The organism is Frigoribacterium sp. VKM Ac-2530, assembly GCF_015350835.1.
In the GTDB taxonomy this organism is placed as follows: Bacteria; Actinomycetota; Actinomycetes; order Actinomycetales; family Microbacteriaceae; genus Frigoribacterium.
This window is the reverse complement of record NZ_JADKSE010000002.1, coordinates 707357-723595: the sequence shown is the minus strand read 5'-3', so window position 1 is coordinate 723595 and position 16239 is coordinate 707357. Positions and strand designations below refer to the sequence as shown.

Annotated in this window: 15 protein-coding genes; 12 read left to right on the top strand and 3 right to left on the bottom strand. The window is 72.8% G+C overall.

The features are described from left to right. Positions 1–16: 16 nt before the first annotated feature. Both purU and ITJ48_RS12320 read right to left on the bottom strand, forming a co-directional pair. On the bottom strand, positions 17–910 hold the full coding sequence (purU, locus tag ITJ48_RS12325; protein ID WP_194613889.1) for a formyltetrahydrofolate deformylase: 894 nt from the start codon (positions 908–910) through the stop codon (positions 17–19). Positions 911–982: 72 nt separating this feature from the next. Then, on the bottom strand, positions 983–1399 hold the full coding sequence (locus tag ITJ48_RS12320; protein WP_194613888.1) for a DUF1304 domain-containing protein: 417 nt from the start codon (positions 1397–1399) through the stop codon (positions 983–985). Between the two features lie 219 nt (positions 1400–1618). Here ITJ48_RS12320 and ITJ48_RS12315 point away from each other — a divergent pair, with 219 nt between their 5' ends. From ITJ48_RS12315 to rbsD, 6 genes are all read left to right on the top strand, one after another. After that, positions 1619–2650: a LacI family DNA-binding transcriptional regulator gene (locus tag ITJ48_RS12315; protein ID WP_194613887.1), complete on the top strand. Its 1032-nt coding sequence runs from the start codon at positions 1619–1621 to the stop codon at positions 2648–2650. A 2-nt stretch (positions 2651–2652) separates the two neighbouring features. Beyond that, positions 2653–4176 carry a sugar ABC transporter ATP-binding protein gene (locus ITJ48_RS12310; protein WP_194613886.1) on the top strand — a complete coding sequence of 508 codons (1524 nt, stop codon included), beginning with the start codon at positions 2653–2655 and terminating at the stop codon, positions 4174–4176. A gap of 106 nt (positions 4177–4282) precedes the next feature. After that, the gene (locus ITJ48_RS12305; RefSeq protein ID WP_146903122.1) at positions 4283–5254 is read left to right on the top strand and encodes an ABC transporter permease; all 972 of its coding nucleotides are present in this window, start codon (positions 4283–4285) and stop codon (positions 5252–5254) included. Positions 5255–5385: 131 nt separating this feature from the next. Continuing rightward, positions 5386–6333, top strand: coding sequence for a substrate-binding domain-containing protein (locus ITJ48_RS12300; protein WP_194613885.1), 948 nt, complete (start codon positions 5386–5388; stop codon positions 6331–6333). Beyond that, positions 6333–7298 carry a ribokinase gene (locus ITJ48_RS12295; protein WP_194613884.1) on the top strand — a complete coding sequence of 322 codons (966 nt, stop codon included), beginning with the start codon at positions 6333–6335 and terminating at the stop codon, positions 7296–7298. The genes ITJ48_RS12300 and ITJ48_RS12295 overlap by 1 nt, the downstream gene beginning before the upstream one ends. After that, on the top strand, positions 7295–7678 hold the full coding sequence (rbsD, locus tag ITJ48_RS12290; protein ID WP_194613883.1) for a D-ribose pyranase: 384 nt from the start codon (positions 7295–7297) through the stop codon (positions 7676–7678). The genes ITJ48_RS12295 and rbsD overlap by 4 nt, the downstream gene beginning before the upstream one ends. Before the next feature lie 76 nt (positions 7679–7754). Here rbsD and ITJ48_RS12285 read toward each other — a convergent pair whose 3' ends face one another. Further along, positions 7755–9002 carry an AI-2E family transporter gene (locus ITJ48_RS12285; RefSeq protein WP_228506885.1) on the bottom strand — a complete coding sequence of 416 codons (1248 nt, stop codon included), beginning with the start codon at positions 9000–9002 and terminating at the stop codon, positions 7755–7757. 227 nt (positions 9003–9229) lie between these two features. On the opposite strand from ITJ48_RS12285, the gene ITJ48_RS12280 reads away from it, so the two are divergent. The 6 genes from ITJ48_RS12280 (at position 9230) to ITJ48_RS12255 (ending at position 16177) form a co-directional block, all read left to right on the top strand. Beyond that, complete coding sequence (locus ITJ48_RS12280; RefSeq protein WP_194613882.1) at positions 9230–10333, top strand: LacI family DNA-binding transcriptional regulator; 1104 nt, start codon at positions 9230–9232, stop codon at positions 10331–10333. Between the two features lie 255 nt (positions 10334–10588). Next, positions 10589–11914 (top strand): hypothetical protein, encoded by a 1326-nt coding sequence (locus ITJ48_RS12275; protein WP_228506883.1) that lies wholly within the window; start codon positions 10589–10591, stop codon positions 11912–11914. A gap of 74 nt (positions 11915–11988) precedes the next feature. Next, positions 11989–13278: a sugar ABC transporter substrate-binding protein gene (locus ITJ48_RS12270; protein WP_194613881.1), complete on the top strand. Its 1290-nt coding sequence runs from the start codon at positions 11989–11991 to the stop codon at positions 13276–13278. 5 nt (positions 13279–13283) lie between these two features. Continuing rightward, positions 13284–14258 (top strand): carbohydrate ABC transporter permease, encoded by a 975-nt coding sequence (locus ITJ48_RS12265; protein ID WP_194613880.1) that lies wholly within the window; start codon positions 13284–13286, stop codon positions 14256–14258. Between the two features lies 1 nt (position 14259). Further along, the gene (locus tag ITJ48_RS12260) at positions 14260–15093 is read left to right on the top strand and encodes a carbohydrate ABC transporter permease (protein ID WP_123547795.1); all 834 of its coding nucleotides are present in this window, start codon (positions 14260–14262) and stop codon (positions 15091–15093) included. Between the two features lie 70 nt (positions 15094–15163). Next, positions 15164–16177: a glycosidase gene (locus ITJ48_RS12255; protein WP_194614462.1), complete on the top strand. Its 1014-nt coding sequence runs from the start codon at positions 15164–15166 to the stop codon at positions 16175–16177. Positions 16178–16239 lie beyond the last annotated feature (62 nt).

Below are 16239 nucleotides of genomic sequence, written 5' to 3'. Positions count from 1 at the left end.
GCGCGGTGCCTGCAGGTCAGCGGAAGACGATGGTGCGGGCGCCGTCGAGCAGCACCCGGTTCTCCGCGAACCAGCGGACGGCCTGGGTGAGCGTGCGGCTCTCCTCGTCCTGGCCGATCGCCATCAGCTCGGGCGCGCTGCGGGTGTGGTCGACCCGGACGACGTTCTGCTCGATGATCGGCCCCTCGTCGAGGTCGCTCGTCACGAAGTGCGCCGTCGCGCCGATCAGCTTCACGCCGCGGGCGTGCGCCTGCCGGTACGGGTTCGCGCCCTTGAACCCGGGCAGGAACGAGTGGTGGATGTTGATCGCCCGCCCCTCCAGCGCCGCACAGAGCTCGGGGCTGAGGATCTGCATGTAGCGCGCGAGCACCACCAGCTCGATGTCGTAGCGGTCGACGACCTGCAGCACGCGGGCCTCGAAGGCGGCCTTGCTCTCGGCGTCCGACACGGCGTGGTGCTCGAAGCGGGTGCCGTAGAACTCCGCGAGCTCGCCGAGGTCGGGGTGGTTGGCGAGCACGAGGGGGATCTCGACCGGCAGCTGGCCGGCGCGCTGACGGAACAGCAGGTCGTTGAGGCAGTGCGCCGCCTTGCTCGCGAGCACGAGCGTGCGGGTCGGCCGGCCGACGACGTCGAGCTCGTGCTGCATGCCGTAGCGCTCGACGACGGGGGCGAGCCGGGCCTCGAACGCCGCGCGCTCGCCGGGCGCCTCGACCTGCAGCCGCATGAAGAAGGTCCCGGTGTCGTGGCTCGAGAACTGGGCGGACTCGGTGATGTTGCCGCCCGCCTCCACCACCGCTCCGCTGATCGCGTGGACGATGCCGGGGGCGTCGTCGCAGACGAGCGTGAGGGTCCAGTGGGTCGTCGGCGCGGCCGGGGCGGAAGCCGAGGAGGCGGTGGTCGGGTCGGTCACCAGCCCAGGGTAGTGCGCGGCGTGCGCCGGTCTCGCGCTGCCGTGCGCCGACGGCCCGACCCCGAGTGCCGGCTACGCGGCGGCGGAGACGAGCAGGGCCAGCAGCGCCACGAGCGGGAACAGGCCCTGGACCGCGGCGGCGCGTGCCTTGGTGCGGTCGCTGACGAGCAGGACGAGGGCAGCGGCGAGCATCGAGCCCGTGCCGGCCACGATCAGGGCGTTGCCCGAGGGTGACGCCTCGAAGGCGCTGGCGGCGCCGGCCGGATCGCCGGCCGCGACCAGCACGACGCCGACGATCGTGACGATCGCGAGGAACAGGTTGTAGAAGCCCTGGTTCAGCGCGAGCGGCTTCGTGTGCTCGGCCTGGGCGTCGCTCGTGATGCCGAAGGTGGCGCGGACGCGCGGGGTCGTCCAGAGCACGGACTCCATCACGAAGATGTACACGTGCAGCAGGGCCGCGAGGGAGGCGGCGACGAGGGCGACGATCATGTGCCGACTCTAGGCCCGGGGCCGCGCTGCCCGCGAGGCGGGTCCCTGAGGGAGGCGGCTGGCCGGGAGGCGAGTCGGCGGCCGCGACGCGACGGGCGCAGTTGACACTCGCGGCGCTCACGGCTACCGTCATGGAATCGGTTCCATGGAATCGATTCCATGAACCGGTGCCCCGCAGGGCGACCTGCCGCACCACCCGAGCTCACGACGGAGTAGCTGATGACCGCTGTCACGATCAAGGACGTCGCCCAGCGCGCCGGGGTCTCCCCGGCGACGGTGTCGCGCGTCCTGTCGGGCAACCCGGCCACGTCGGCCGAGTCGCGGCAGCAGGTCGAGGAGGCGGTGCGCGCGCTCGACTTCCGCCCGAACGCCCAGGCCAGGGCGCTGCGCTCCACGAGGTCCGACACGGTCGGCCTGCTCGTCTCCGACGTCCGCAACCCGTTCTTCGCCGACCTCGCCCACACGATCGAGCAGGGCCTGCTCGAGCTCGGCTACGTGACGCTGCTCGGCAACGCCAACGAGAACCGCGAGCAGCAGGACCGCTACCTCGACACGCTCATCTCGCGCCGCGTCGACGGCGTCATCGTAGCCCCGCAGGGCGGCGACTCCGCGAGCATCGACGCGCTGCTGACGCGCGACGTGCCCACCGTCTTCGTCGACCGCACCATCCCGGGCGTCGACGTGCCGAGCGTCACCACCGACAGCGGCCCCGGCATCCGGGCGGCCGTGCGGCACCTCGCCGAGCTCGGGCACGTGCGCGTCGGCTACATCGCCGGGCCGCAGAGCGTCTCGACCGGCCGCGAGCGGCTCGAGTCGTGGACGAGCGCGGTCGCCGAGAGCGGCCTCAGCGACGACCCGGCCCTCGTGCACCTCGGCGACTTCCAGAGCGCCAGCGGCTCGGAGGGCGTGCACGCGCTCTTCAGCCTCGACGAGCCGCCGACCGCCATCCTCGCGGCCGACAGCCTCATGGCCGTCGGCGCCATCGCGATGCTCCACCGCCTCGACCTCCGCATCGGCGAGGACGTCGCCGTCGTCGCCTTCGACGACGTCGAGTGGTTCTCGCTGCTGGACCCGGCCCTCACCGTCATCGCGCACAGCGTCGACGAGATGGGGCGACGCGCCGTCGAGCTGCTGCAGGAGGTCATCGCGGGACGGCGTCCCGACTCGGTGACGCTGCCGAGCGAGCTCGTCGTCCGCGCCTCCTCGTCCTCTCCCGTCCCCACCCCGTCCCGACCCCTCGGCAGGAACTGACCATGACCACCTCGATCAGCGACGATCGTCCCCTCCTCACCCTCGACCGCGTGAGCAAGTCGTTCGGGCCCGTGCGGGTCATCGACGACGTCACGGTGCACGTGCGCTCCGGCCAGGTGCAGGTGCTGCTCGGCGAGAACGGCGCGGGCAAGTCGACCCTCATCAAGATGATGTCGGGCGTCTACCAGCCCGACGGCGGCCGCGTCCTCGTCGACGGCGAGCCCGTCTCGCTGCCCGGCACGCTCGCCGCCGAGAAGCTCGGCATCGCCACCATCCACCAGGAGCTCAACCTCGTGCCGTCGCTCAGCGTCGCCGAGAACGTGATGATGGGCCGGTTCCCGACCCGGTTCGGCATGGTCGACCGGCGGGAGCTGAAGCGTCGGGCCCGAGCCGCGCTCGAGCTGATCGGGCTCGACGTCGACGTCGACACCAAGGTCGCCGAGCTCGGCATCGCCCGTCAGCAGCTGGTCGAGATCGCCAAGGCGCTGAGCATCGACGCACGCATCCTCATCCTCGACGAGCCGACGGCGGCGCTGACCCGGCACGAGACCGAGCAGCTCTTCGCCGTCGTCGCGCAGCTGCGGGCCCGTGGCGTCGGCATGCTCTTCATCAGCCACCACCTCGACGAGATCGCCGAGATCGGCGACACGGTCGCGGTGCTCCGCGACGGACGCTTCGTCGCCGAGGTCCCCGCGTCGACGCCCGAGGCGGAGCTCGTGCGCCTCATGGTCGGCCGCGACATCGACGAGCAGTACCCACGCGGCACCGGCGCCGGGAACGGCGCGGGCGACGTGCTCGTCGTCTCGGGCCTCACCGGCGAGCGGTTCCGCGACGTGTCGTTCACGGTGCGGGCGGGGGAGGTGCTGGGCATCGCCGGCCTCGTCGGCGCCGGCCGCACCGAGGTCGTCCGCGCGATCGCCGGGGTCGACCGCTACTCGGAGGGCACCGTCAGCGTGCGAGGCGAGGTCCTCAAGAAGGGCGACGTCGCCGGAGCGATCGCCGCGGGCATCGGCCACGTCCCCGAGGACAGGAAGGGCCAGGGCCTCGTGCTCGGCGCCTCCGTCAACGACAACCTCGGGTACGCGACGCTCGCCTCCAGCGCCCGGGGCGGACTCGTGGACTTCACCGGCCAGCGCGAGCGTGCCGAGGCGGTCGCCTCCCGCCTGCGCATCCGGATGCGCGACATCGACCAGCCGATCGGCGCGCTCTCGGGCGGCAACCAGCAGAAGGCCGTCTTCGGCCGCTGGATCATCGCCGGCTCCACGGTGCTGCTGCTCGACGAGCCGACCCGCGGCGTCGACGTCGGCGCGAAGGTCGAGATCTACGAGCTGATCAACACCATCACGGCCGCCGGCGGAGCCGTCGTCATGGTCAGCAGCGAGCTGCCCGAGGTCATGGGCATGAGCGACCGGATCATCGTCATGCGCGACGGCGTCGTGGCCGGCGAGCTCGCCGCGGCCGACGCCACCCAGGACGCGCTGATGACGCTCGCCGCCCGCGACGTCCCGGACTCCGACGCGGCCTGACGCGACCGCGCGCTGCAGACCGGACGGCCGTCTCCCGCACTGCCGCCTCCCGCGCTGCCTCCCCCCACCACGACCCGACGAACCCCACCAGACCAGGAAGACACCCATGACCACCACCACCGTGAAGGCGCAGCGACGCTCCTTCGACATCAAGGCGTTCCTCGCCGCCAACGGCGCCCTCGTCGGGCTCGTCGTGCTCTGCCTCGCCCTCTTCATCGCGACGCCCGACTTCCTGACCGGCCGCAACCTCCTCAACATCGGCATCCAGGTGTCGACCGTCGCCGTGCTCGCCTTCGGCATGACCTTCGTCATCGTCGCGGGCGGCATCGACCTCTCGGTCGGCTCGGTCGCCGCGCTCTCGGCCATGGTGTCGAGCTGGACCTTCGCCACGGCGGGCCTGCCCGGCGGCCTCGCCCTCGTCGTCGGCCTCGCGACCGGCCTCGTCGCCGGCCTCGTCAACGGCTTCGCCAGCGCCTACGGCAAGCTGCCGTCGTTCATCGCGACCCTGGCGATGCTCAGCGTCGCCCGCGGCCTCACGCTCGTCGTCAGCGACGGCCGCCCGATCTCGACGCCCGCCGCCGTGTCGTTCCTCGGCGGGAACGTCGGACCCGTGCCGGTGCCGGTCATCGTGCTGGTCGTCGCCGCCGCGATCGCGTCGTTCATCCTCAACCGCACCGTGATCGGCCGCACCATGTACGCGGTCGGCGGCAACGCGGAGGCGGCCCGCCTGTCGGGCCTGCCCGTCAAGCGGATCGTCGTCACGGTCTTCGGCCTCGCGGGGCTGTTCGCCGCCCTCGCCGGCCTGCTGCTCGCCGGGCGCCTCGACTCCGCCCAGCCCCAGGCCGCGGCGGGCTACGAGCTCGACGCGATCGCCGCCGTCGTCATCGGCGGGGCCAGCCTCGCAGGCGGGGTCGGCCGCATCTCGGGCACGGTCATCGGCGCCCTCGTGCTCGTCGTCATCCGCAACGGGCTGAACCTGCTCAACGTCACGTCGTTCTGGCAGCAGGTCGTCATCGGCCTCGTCATCGCGCTCGCCGTGGGCGTCGACGTGCTGCGCCGCAAGACGCGCAGCGCGTGACGCGCAGCGCGTGACCCGCGGCGCGTGACCCGCGGCGCATCGTCGCGACCCGATCCGCGCCTCCTCGTCTCTTCCTCTCCTCTTCCCCTGAACCCCACCCGCACCACCAGAACCCCACCGAAGGACACACGATGAAGTCTTCCTCGTTCCGCAAGGCCGCCACCGTCGCCGCCGTCGTCGCAGTGGTCGTGACCGGCACCGCCGGCTGCAACCGCACCCCCGCAGGAGAGGCCGACCGCCCCACGGTCGTCCTGTCGCTGTCGACCCTCAACAACCCGTTCTTCGTCGAGCTCCGCGACGGCGCCCAGGCCGAGGCCGACGAGAAGGGCGTCGACCTGCAGGTCGTCGACGCGCAGAACGACTCGGCGACGCAGAGCAACCAGCTGGCCACCGCCGCGTCGAACGCCGACGCCGTCATCCTCAACGCCGTCGACAGCGACGCCGCCGGCCCCGCCGCCTCGCAGCTCAACGACGCCGGCGTGCCGATCGTCGCCGTCGACCGCGCGGTCAACGGCGCCGACGTCGCGTCGTTCGTCGCCAGCGACAACGTCGCCGGAGGCGAGCAGGCCGCCAAGGCGCTGGCCGAGGCCATCGGCGAGCAGGGCGAGGTCATCGTGCTGCAGGGCGTCGCGGGCACCTCCGCCAGCCGCGACCGCGGCGAGGGCTTCACGAAGGGCATCGCCGAGTTCCCCGGCATCACCGTCGTCGCGCAGCAGACCGCCAACTTCGACCGCGCCACCGCGCTCGACGTCACGACCAACCTGCTGCAGGCGCACCCCGACGCGGTCGGCGTCTTCGCCGAGAACGACGAGATGGGCCTCGGCGCGATCCAGGCGCTCGGCTCTCGTGCCGGCACCGACGTGAAGGTCGCCGCGTTCGACGGCACCGAGGACGGGCTGAAGGCCATCGAGGCCGGCACGATGTCGAGCACGATCGCCCAGCAGCCGGGCGAGCTCGGCGCGCTGGCCGTCGACCAGGCCGTCAAGGCGATCGACGGCGGCGAGGGCGACGACGGCCCCTCCGACCAGGCCGTCGAGGTCATCACGGTCACGAAGGAGAACGTGGGTGACTTCTCCTGATGCACGGCTCTGCTGAGGTGGTCGTCGTCGGGTCGATCAACGTCGACCAGGTCGTGACGGTCGACCGCCTCCCCCTCCCCGGCGAGACGCTGATCGGCACGTCGATGACGTTGCTGCCCGGCGGCAAGGGCGCGAACCAGGCCGTCGCCGCGGCCCGTCGCGGCGCCGCCACGACGATGATCGGCGCGGTCGGCGACGACGTGCACGCCTCGGCGGCGCTGCCGCTGCTCGTCGAGAGCGGCGTGGACGTCGAGCGGGTCGCCACGGCGGAGGGCCCCACGGGGCTCGCCGTGGTGAGCGTCGGCTCCGACTCCGAGAACACGATCGTCGTCGTGCCCGGCGCCAACGCGTCGGTCGACGAGGAGGCGGTCGCCCGGCACGCCGAGGTCGTCTCCCGCGCCGCCGTGGTCGTGCTGCAGGGCGAGATCCCCGTCTCGGGGATCGAGCGCGCGGCACGGCTCGCGACGGGACGCCTGGTGCTCAACCTGGCGCCCGTCGTGGCGGTCTCGGCCGAGGTCGTCCGGCTCGCGGACCCGCTCGTGCTCAACGAGCACGAGGGTCGCCTCCTGCTCGAGCTCGTCGCGCCGGAGGCTGCCGAGCGCCTCGCGGGAGGGGACGCGTCGGACGACGCGGCCGTCGTCGCCGAGCTGCGCGGCTTGGGCGTCGCCTCCGTCGTGCTCACGCGCGGTGCGGCCGGCGCCCTGGTCTCGGACGCCTCCGGCTCGTGGTCGGTGCCGTCCCCGCGGGTGCGGGCCGTCGACTCGTCGGGAGCCGGCGACGCGTTCGTCGGCGCCCTGAGCGCCGCCCTCGCGAGCGGCTCCTCGCTGCTCGAGGCCGCGCAGGAGGCGGTGCGCGTCGGTGCCTACTCGGTCACGACCACGGGCACCCAGCCCTCGTACCCGGGCGTCGACGACGAGCTGCCGTCGACCGACGAGCAGGTCACGGCCATCGAGGTGCGGGCGTGAAGCGCGGCGGGATCCTCAACGCCCAGCTGAACGCGGCGATCAGCGGCCTCGGCCACGGCGACCTCGTCGTCGTCGCGGACTGCGGCCTGCCCCTCCCCGTCGGCGTTCCGGTGGTCGACCTCGCGGTCGTGCACGGCCTGCCGTCGTTCGCCGGGGTGCTCGACGCCCTGCTGGCCGACGCGGTCTTCGAGGCCTGCACGGCGGCGGACGAGAGCGTCGGCACCGCGGCGGGCGAGCAGATCGCCGCACGGTTCGACGACATCGCACACGTGTCGCACGACGAGCTCAAGGCGCTGAGCGGGCGGGCACGGCTGCTCGTCCGCACGGGCGAGGCGACGCCGTACGCCAACGTGGTGCTGCGCTGCGGGGTCCCGTTCTGAGCTGAACCGAGCTGAGCTGAGCCGGGCTCCGCGCCCACGTCGGTCCGGCCGACCCTGCCGACCGCCCGCCCGCGCCTCAGGCGCCGGCGGGCGGCGTTCCGTCGACGGCGGCCGGGCCCTCGCGTCGGGCCTTCCAGCGGCCCGACGCGACGTACTTGACCATGACGTTGACGGTCGCGGCGGTCGGCACGGCGAAGAGCGCTCCGGGGATGCCGGCCACGAGCGAGCCCGCCGCCACCGCGAAGACCACGGCGAGGGGGTGCACCTTCACCGCGCCTCCCATGACGAGGGGCTGCAGCACGTGCGCCTCGAGCAGGTGCACGAGCAGCACGCCGCTGAGCATCACCAGCGCCTGGACCGGCCCGGCGACGACGAGCGCGAGCACGACCGCGAGTGCACCCGTCACGATCGCTCCGAGCACGGGGATGAACGACGCCAGGAACACGAGGATCGCGATCGGCACCGCCAGAGGCAGCCCGAGGAAGAACGCGAACAGGCCGATCCCGACGCCGTTCGCCGCGGCGACCACGACCTGCACCTTCACGAACGACGTGAGCGTCTGCCAGCCGGCCTGGCCGGCGCCGTCGACGGCCGGCCGTGCCGCCCGCGGGAACAACCGGACGACCCAGTGCCACACGCCCCGACCGTCGATCAGCAGGAAGATCGTCGCGAAGAGCGTCAGCAGCCCGCCCGCGACGAGGTGCCCGGCCGCCGAGCCGATCGCCGCGACGCCGCTGAGGATCTGCTGGCTCGCGTCCTGCAGCGCCTGCCCTGCCTGGCCGACGTACTGGTCGAACTCGCCGTCGGTCAACTTCAGCGGCGACGTCCGCAGGAACTGCCGCAGACTGTCGTACGCCGCCATGCCCTTGTCGCTCAGGTCGCCCGCACCGGCACGCACCTGGGTCACGACGAGCACGAGCAGGCCGCCGACCACGACGACGAGCGCGAGCAGCGCCACCACGATCGCGAGCCAGTGCGGCACCCGCCGCCGCGTGAGCAGGCGCACCACGGGCTGCAGCAGCGCGCAGATCAGGATCGCGATCAGCAGCGGCACCACGATCTCCTCGAGGCGCGACACCAGCCAGCCCAGCACCGCGAGGCACGCCGCGACGACCAGCAGGCGCCAGCCCCAGGCACCGGCCACGAGCATGCCCGGCGGGACCGCGCCGGGTGCGAGGGCGCGGCCGGGGGAGCCGGCCCGCGCCTCCTCGGCCTCGCCCGCGACGGGGACACGAGGAGGCGCTCCGGGCTCGCCGAGGTCGGCCCCGGTCGTCGAGGTGGTCGGGTCGGTCGTCGCGCTGCGGCGGCGCCAGGGGAGGTCCATGGTCGGAGTCTCCGGTCAGTCGGCTATCAGTGGGCTGTGACTCCGCCGATCCGGGCGTGGGCGTGCGCTGGACGGCCATCCGTCGGCTCGTGCGCCGGGGCGGACGACTGCTCCTGCGTCGTCCCGGCGGCCGGGCAGGGGGCGCTCGCGGGGGCTGCCGTAGCATCGACGGGTCCCCGGCCGCCGCCGCGGACCAGCCGACAGGCCGACCGACGAGGAGGCGCGACGTGACGGACAGGGTCACCATCGTCGAGGTCGCCGCCCGTGCCGGCGTCGCCATCAGCTCGGTCTCCAGCGCGCTCAACGACCGGCCCGGCGTCTCGGAGCAGACGCGCGCGCGGATCAAGCAGGCCGCCTCCGACCTCGGGTTCGTCCCCAGCGTCCGTGGCCGCTCGCTCAGCGCCAAGCGGGCCTTCACCGTCGGGCTGGTCGTGCACCGTGACCCGTTCGTGCTCGAGTCGGACCCGTTCTTCGGCAGCTTCATCGGCGGCCTCGAGTCGGTGCTCGACCCGCGCGGCTACGCGCTGATCCTGCAGATGGGCTCGGCCGCCGACGAGACGCTCGACCGCTACCGGCGCCTCGCGGCCGGTCGTCGGGTCGACGGGGTGTTCCTCAACGAGCTCGTCGTCGACGACCCGCGCGTCGCCCTCGTGCAGCAGCTCGACCTGCCGGCGGTCGGCGTGAACCCGGCCCCGGGGTTCCCGCTGCCCGCGGTGCACCAGGACGTCTCGGCGGGGGTCCACGAGCTCGTCGCCCACCTCGTGTCGCTCGGGCACCGGCGGTTCGCCCACGTCGCCGGGCCGTCGCGGTTCGTCCACGCGGTGCACCGGGTCGAGGCGTGGCGCGAGGCGCTCGTCGCCGCGGGGTGCGACCCCGGCGTGCTCGTCGAGGCGGACTTCACGTACGAGGGGGGACGGCGCGCCGCGGCCGAGCTGCTCGGCGGCGCTGCTCGCGACGGGGGTGCCGGCGACGGCGCTGCCGGCCCCGGCGACCGGCCGACCGCCGTGTTCTGCGCCAACGACCTCGCCGCGATCGGCTTCATGGCCGAGGCGGACGCGCGTGGCGTCCGCGTGCCCGACGACGTCAGCGTGGCCGGGTTCGACGGCATCGAGCTGGGCACCTACGTGCGGCCTGCGCTGACCACGCTGACGACGGCGCCGCGGCTGCTCGGCGCGGAGGCCGCCCGGCTGCTGCTCGCCGCCGTCGAGGGCCCCGACGCCGTGCCCGCGGCCTCGCCCGGCACCGGCTCCGCGGTGCTCGCCGTCGCGCAGGCGGACATCGAGCCGGCGCGCCTGCTGGTCCGCGCCTCCACCGGCCCCGCCCCGCGCTGAGCCTCCGTCCCGCCTGCTGCTGCCGCACCGCGCCTCGTTGCGCGTCGAACCTCGTTCCGTTCACAGAACCGCGAAGCAACGTGGTTCTTCGAACGGAACGAGGTTCTTCAGCTCCCGGCGGGGGCAGGTGCACGGCAGGTGCGGGTGCCGTGGGCAGGCGCGGGGGTTACGCTCCCGGCGGCTCCGTGCTAGCTTCACCTCTACCGAAACGTTTCGGTAGATCGAGACAGCCACCCGACGACGAAGTTGGTGCCCATGGACCCCGCGACGACCACCGCCGCCCGCGACCTCGCCCGAGCCGCCTCCCGCCACGGTGAGGCCCGCCACGAGCGACCGGTCCACGACGAGGACCGCGCAGCGGAAGGCACCGCGCCCGCGGGCAGCGCCGACCACGACGCGACGGGGGCGACCGCCCTCGCGGCGCACCTGGTCCCGCTGACCCGCGACCGCCTCCGGCAGGTGCTCGACGACGCGCTCGCGCACCGGAACGCGCTGACCAATGCGCTCGCCCAGCTCACCTTCTCGGGCGAGGCGGCCTACGGCGCCGACCGTCCCGACTGGGCCGTCGGTCCCTTCGCCCCCGACCCCTCCCTCACCTTCACGCTCGACCACCAGTGGGACGACCCCGACGGCATCGGCTGGACCAGCTCGTCGCTCTACAACCCGACGATGATCGAGCACGAGGGCGTGCTGCACCTCTTCTACCGCGCCTCGCCCGTCAAGGAGAGCCTCGGCAGCCGCATCGGCCACGCCACCCGCGACCTGACCGGCACCGGCACCGGCACCGGCTCCGACTCCGGCTCCGACGCGGGCACCGGCACCGGCGCCGCCTGGGTCGACGACCCGGCGAACCCGGTCGTCCGCCCGACCCGCGACCTCGAGCTGCTGGGCACCGAGGACCCGAAGATCTACCGGGCCGAGGGCCGCTTCTGGCTCTTCTACAACGGCATCTGGCCGATCACCGAGGAGGCGCGGGCCGCGTTCCCGAGCACCGGCTACCCCGTCGAGGCGGTCGGCTGCGACATGATGCTCGCGGTCAGCGACGACCTCGTCACCTGGGAGCGCCTCGGCCCGATCGCCGACCCCGAGCAGACGCGGCTGTGGGCGAAGGGAGCGGTGATCCCGCGCGACGAGCACGGCGACGCCGTCCGCGTCGGGGGCGAGTACCTGATGTTCGTCAGCGAGGGCTTCGACGGCGTGCTGCACGTCGGCCGGTCGGACGACATGCGCACCTGGCGCTTCGAGCCGACGCCGTACCTCGACCTGTCGAGCGTCGGCGGGCACCTGCACGAGGTCGCCGCGGCGATCGTCACCGGCGACGGGCGGCTCGTGCTCGACGTGTTCCACGACGACGCCGAGGGCCGCTTCGCCGCGAGCCAGGCGCTCTACGACATCGAGCGCCCGTTCGACCAGCTCGCGCTCACGCCCGGCGGCTCGCTCTGCTGGGGCGGGCTCGGCCGCGTCGACGGCCGCTGGACCTTCGCGCAGGGCTGGGACGCGCCTCCTGGTCGCCGCGACCTCTACGTCTACCGCGAGGCGGACGGCGGCGTCGACGACGACCCCGTCGACCGCCCCTCCTGACCCGCACCGCACCCGCACGACACCACGCACGACCCCTGCACCGCAGCGCACCACCCGAACCCAAGGAGAACACCGTGCAACGACGCACCGCACTCATCGGAGCCACCGTCCTGCTCGCCGGCCTCGGCCTGACCGCCTGCTCGGGCGGCGGGGGAGGAGGAGGCGGCGACGCCCTCACCGCGAAGGGCCCCATCACCATCTGGTACTCGAACAACGAGTCCGAGGTCGAGTGGGGCAAGGCCACGGTCGCGTCCTGGAACGCCGACCACCCGGACGAGCAGGTCAAGGGCCAGGAGATCCCCGCCGGCAAGTCGAGCGAAGAGGTCATCGGCGCCGCCATCACGGCCGGCAACGCCCCCTGCCTCGTCTACAACACGGCCCCGAGCGCGGTCGGCCAGTTCCAGAAGCAGGGCGGCCTCGTCGACCTGTCGAGCTTCGACGACGGCGCGGGGTACATCGAGGACCGCAGCGGCGACCTCGCCGAGCAGTACCAGGACGCCGACGGCAAGTACTACCAGATGCCCTGGAAGTCGAACCCGGTGATGATCTTCTACAACAAGGACCTCTTCACCCAGGCCGGCCTCGACGCGGAGAACCCCGAGCTGTCGACCTACGACGACTTCCTCGCGACGAGCAAGACGCTCGTCGACGCCGGTGTCTCCGACTACGCGATCCACCCGGCCCCGACGAGCGAGTTCTTCCAGTCGCAGTTCGACTTCATGCCGCTCTACGCGGCCGAGACCGGCGGCACCGGCCTGATCGAGGACGGCAAGGCCACCTTCGCCGACGGCGCGGGCGAGGACGTCGCCGGCTTCTGGCGCGACCTGTACGACCAGGGCCTGGCCGGCCAGGAGCAGTACACGGGCGACAGCTTCGCCGACGGCGAGGCAGCGATGTCGATCGTCGGTCCGTGGGCGGTCAACGTCTACGAGGACGTGAACTGGGGCGCCGTCCCGGTGCCCACCAAGGACGGCACCGACGCCGACGAGACCTACACGTTCAGCGACGCGAAGAACGTCGGCATGTACACGGCGTGCGAGAACCAGGGCACCGCGTGGGAGTTCCTGAAGTACTCGACCAGCGAGGACTCCGACCGCGCCCTGCTCGAGACCACGGGCCAGATGCCGATCCGCACCGACCTCGCCTCGACCTACTCCGACTACTTCGACGCCAACCCGTCGTACGCGCTGTTCGGCGACCAGGCGGCCCGCACCATCGAGGTGCCGTCCGGCCCGAACACCGTCGCCGAGCTGCAGGCGTTCCGCGACGCGTGGTCGAAGAGCGTCATCTTCGGCGAGGGCGACGTCGGATCGTCGCTGAAGGACGCGGCCGACAAGGTCGACGAGCTCGCGGCCCAGGGCTGAGACCCGTGTCCTCCCTCCGTGCCGGGGCGACCGCCCCGGTCGCCGGCAGCCGACCCGAGGAGGCGCCCCCCGCCTCCTCGGGTCGGAAGGCCCGCGGGCGAGGCTCGCTGCTGGGCAAGAACCCGCTCGGTCTGCTCCTCAGCGCGCCGTACCTGGTCTTCGTGCTCGCGGTCTTCGCGTACCCGCTGATCTACGCGGTGTACATCGCGTTCCACGACTACTTCTTCACCGCGCCGGGCGCGGTCGTCGACCGGCCGTTCGTCGGGCTGGCGAACTTCGTCACGGCGTTCACGGACCCGGCCGTCCTGCGGTCGTTCGGCAACGTCGGGGTCTTCCTGGTCATCAACGTGCCGCTCACGGTCGTGCTGAGCATGGTGCTGGCGTCGGCGCTCGACAAGGTGTCGCACTTCAAGGGCTTCCTCCGCGTCGCCTTCTACGTGCCGTACCTCGCGGCCAGCGTCGCCGTCGTGGCCGTCTGGCTGTTCCTCTTCAACGGGAGCGGCCTCGTCAACCAGGTGCTGGGGCCGCTGGCGCCGTCGCCGTCGTGGTTGATCAACTCGGCCTGGGCGATGCCCTCGATCGCGCTGTTCGTCACGTGGAAGCAGCTCGGCTTCTACATCCTGCTGTACCTCGCGGCGCTGCAGAACGTGCCGAAGGAGCTGTACGAGGCGGCGTCGAGCGACGGTGCCGGCCCGGTCCGGTCGTTCTTCACCGTGACCGTGCCCGGGGTGCGCCCCGCGACCGTGCTGGTGCTGCTCGTGTCGACGGTGACCGGGGCGAACCTGTTCACGGAGCCGTACCTGCTCACCGGCGGAGGCGGCCCGAACGGCGCCTCCACGTCGCCCGTCCTGCTGATGTACCAGAAGGGCATCGAGCAGGGGAACCCCGACCAGGCGGCCGCGATCGGCGTCGTGCTCGTCGTGCTCGTTCTGATCATCGCGCTGCTGCAGAACCGGTTCGCCGGCGGCAAGGAGGACTGAGATGTCCAGGACCCAGACCACGCTGCGAGGCGTCGTGCTCGCACTGGGAGCGCTCGCGTTCCTCTTCCCGTTCTACTACATGGTGATCGGCTCGCTGCAGGCGCGGCCCGACCCGACGGTCGCGGGCGCGTTCCCGCACCCGTCGAACCTCACCCTCGAGAACTACGCCGCGATCGACAGCCGCATCGGGCTGCTCACGGGGCTCGTCAACTCGGGCATCTTCACCGCGGGCGTGCTGATCTGCACCGTCGTGTTCGGGGTGCTCGTCGGCTACGCGCTCGCCGTGCTGCAGTGGCGAGGACGCGGCGTGACCTTCGCCCTCGCGCTGCTCGTGCAGGTGGTGCCGTTCCAGCTGCTGGTCATCCCGCTGTACGTGCTCATCGCGCGCAACTACGGGCTGAGCGACAACTACCTCGGCATGATCCTGCCGTTCGCCATCAACTCGACGGCGGTGATCATCTTCCGGCAGTACTTCCTGCAGCTGCCACGCGAGCTGTTCGAGGCGGCGCGCATCGACGGCACCGGCGAGTTCCGGCTGCTGTGGAACATCGCCCTGCCGCTCGTCCGCCCCGCGCTCGTCACCGCCCTGCTGCTGACGTTCATCGGGCCGTGGAACGAGTTCCTCTGGCCGTTCCTCATCACCAAGGAGGCGTCGATGCAGCCGCTCGCCGTCTCGCTGGCGAACTACATCTCGAACGTCGCCGCCACCGCCGCCAACCCCTTCGGCGCGACCCTGGCCGGAGCCGTCGTGCTCGCCGCCCCGGTCGTGCTGCTGTTCATCGTGTTCCAGCGCTACTTCATCTCGACCGACGTCGGCTCGAGCGTGAAGGGCTGACAGGAGATCCCCCGTGACCGACACCGCACCTCCTCCGTTCCCCTACCGCCTGACGCGCCTCGGCGTCGTCATGGCGCCCGACCCCGACGAGCCGCTCGAGGCCGAGGGCGTGCTCAACCCCGGCTCGGGCCGCGGGCCCGACGGCGAGCTGTACCTGCTGCCGCGGCTCGTCGCCGCCGGCAACGTCTCGCGCGTCGGCCTCGCCCGCGTGGTCGTCGACGACGGCGTGCCCGTCGGCGTCGAGCGCGAGGGCGTCGTGCTCGCCCCCGACCGCGGCTGGGAGCGCGGCGCCGCGCACTCGGGCGTCGAGGACCCGCGCGTCACCCGGGTCGACGAGCTCGGCCTGCACGTGATGACCTACGTCGCGTACGGCCCGCTCGGGCCCCGCACGGCCGTCGCCGTCAGCGACGACCTGCGCGAGTGGCGCCGTCTCGGGCCCGTGACGTTCGACTACGTCGACGAGCTCGACACCGACCTGGGGCTGTTCCACAACAAGGACACGACGTTCTTCCCGTCGCCCGTCACCGCGCCCGACGGCGTCCGCAGCTTCGCCGTGCTCCACCGGCCGATGTGGCACATCGGCGCCACCGTGCCGGGGGAGGGCAGCCCGCTGCCCGCCGGCGTCACCGACGGGCGGCACTCGATCTGGATCAGCTACGTGCCCGTCGACGCGGTCGCGGCCGACGAGCGCGCCCTGGCCCGCTGGGGGCAGCACCGCCCGGTCGCCGGCCCCGAGTTCCCCTTCGAGGAGCTCAAGATCGGCGGCGGCCCGCCCCCGCGCCGCGTGCCCGAGGGGTGGCTGCTGCTGCACCACGGCGTCACGGGCGTCATCGACGACGTGTTCGCCCAGCAGCAGAACGTCAACTACGCGGCGGGCGGCATGATCCTCGACGCGGACGACCCCTCCCGCGTCGTGACCCGCTCGGCCGTGCCGCTGCTCGAGGCCGAGACCGCCGACGAGCGCGACGGCATCGTGCCGAACGTCGTGTTCCCCACCGCGATCGAGGAGGTGGACGGGGTGCCGTTCGTCTTCTACGGCATGGCCGACTCGAAGATCGGCGTCGCCCGGCTCGACCGCGCCTGACGCGCGCTCCCGGGCGCTGCTGGCGAGCCGCCCCAGAACGTCACCCAGAACGAGTCGGCCCG

Bases quoted from the DNA above. Each gene is read 5' to 3' on its own strand.
- ITJ48_RS12300 (WP_194613885.1), top strand. From the start codon at position 5,386: ATGAAGTCTTCCTCGTTCCGCAAGGCCGCCACCGTCGCCGCCGTCGTC.
- ITJ48_RS12305 (WP_146903122.1), top strand. From the start codon at position 4,283: ATGACCACCACCACCGTGAAGGCGCAGCGACGCTCCTTCGACATCAAG.
- ITJ48_RS12295 (WP_194613884.1), top strand. From the start codon at position 6,333: ATGCACGGCTCTGCTGAGGTGGTCGTCGTCGGGTCGATCAACGTCGAC.
- ITJ48_RS12275 (WP_228506883.1), top strand. From the start codon at position 10,589: ATGGACCCCGCGACGACCACCGCCGCCCGCGACCTCGCCCGAGCCGCC.
- ITJ48_RS12285 (WP_228506885.1), bottom strand. From the start codon at position 9,002: ATGGACCTCCCCTGGCGCCGCCGCAGCGCGACGACCGACCCGACCACC.
- ITJ48_RS12260 (WP_123547795.1), top strand. From the start codon at position 14,260: ATGTCCAGGACCCAGACCACGCTGCGAGGCGTCGTGCTCGCACTGGGA.
- ITJ48_RS12310 (WP_194613886.1), top strand. From the start codon at position 2,653: ATGACCACCTCGATCAGCGACGATCGTCCCCTCCTCACCCTCGACCGC.
- ITJ48_RS12255 (WP_194614462.1), top strand. From the start codon at position 15,164: ATGGCGCCCGACCCCGACGAGCCGCTCGAGGCCGAGGGCGTGCTCAAC.
- ITJ48_RS12315 (WP_194613887.1), top strand. From the start codon at position 1,619: ATGACCGCTGTCACGATCAAGGACGTCGCCCAGCGCGCCGGGGTCTCC.
- ITJ48_RS12320 (WP_194613888.1), bottom strand. From the start codon at position 1,399: ATGATCGTCGCCCTCGTCGCCGCCTCCCTCGCGGCCCTGCTGCACGTG.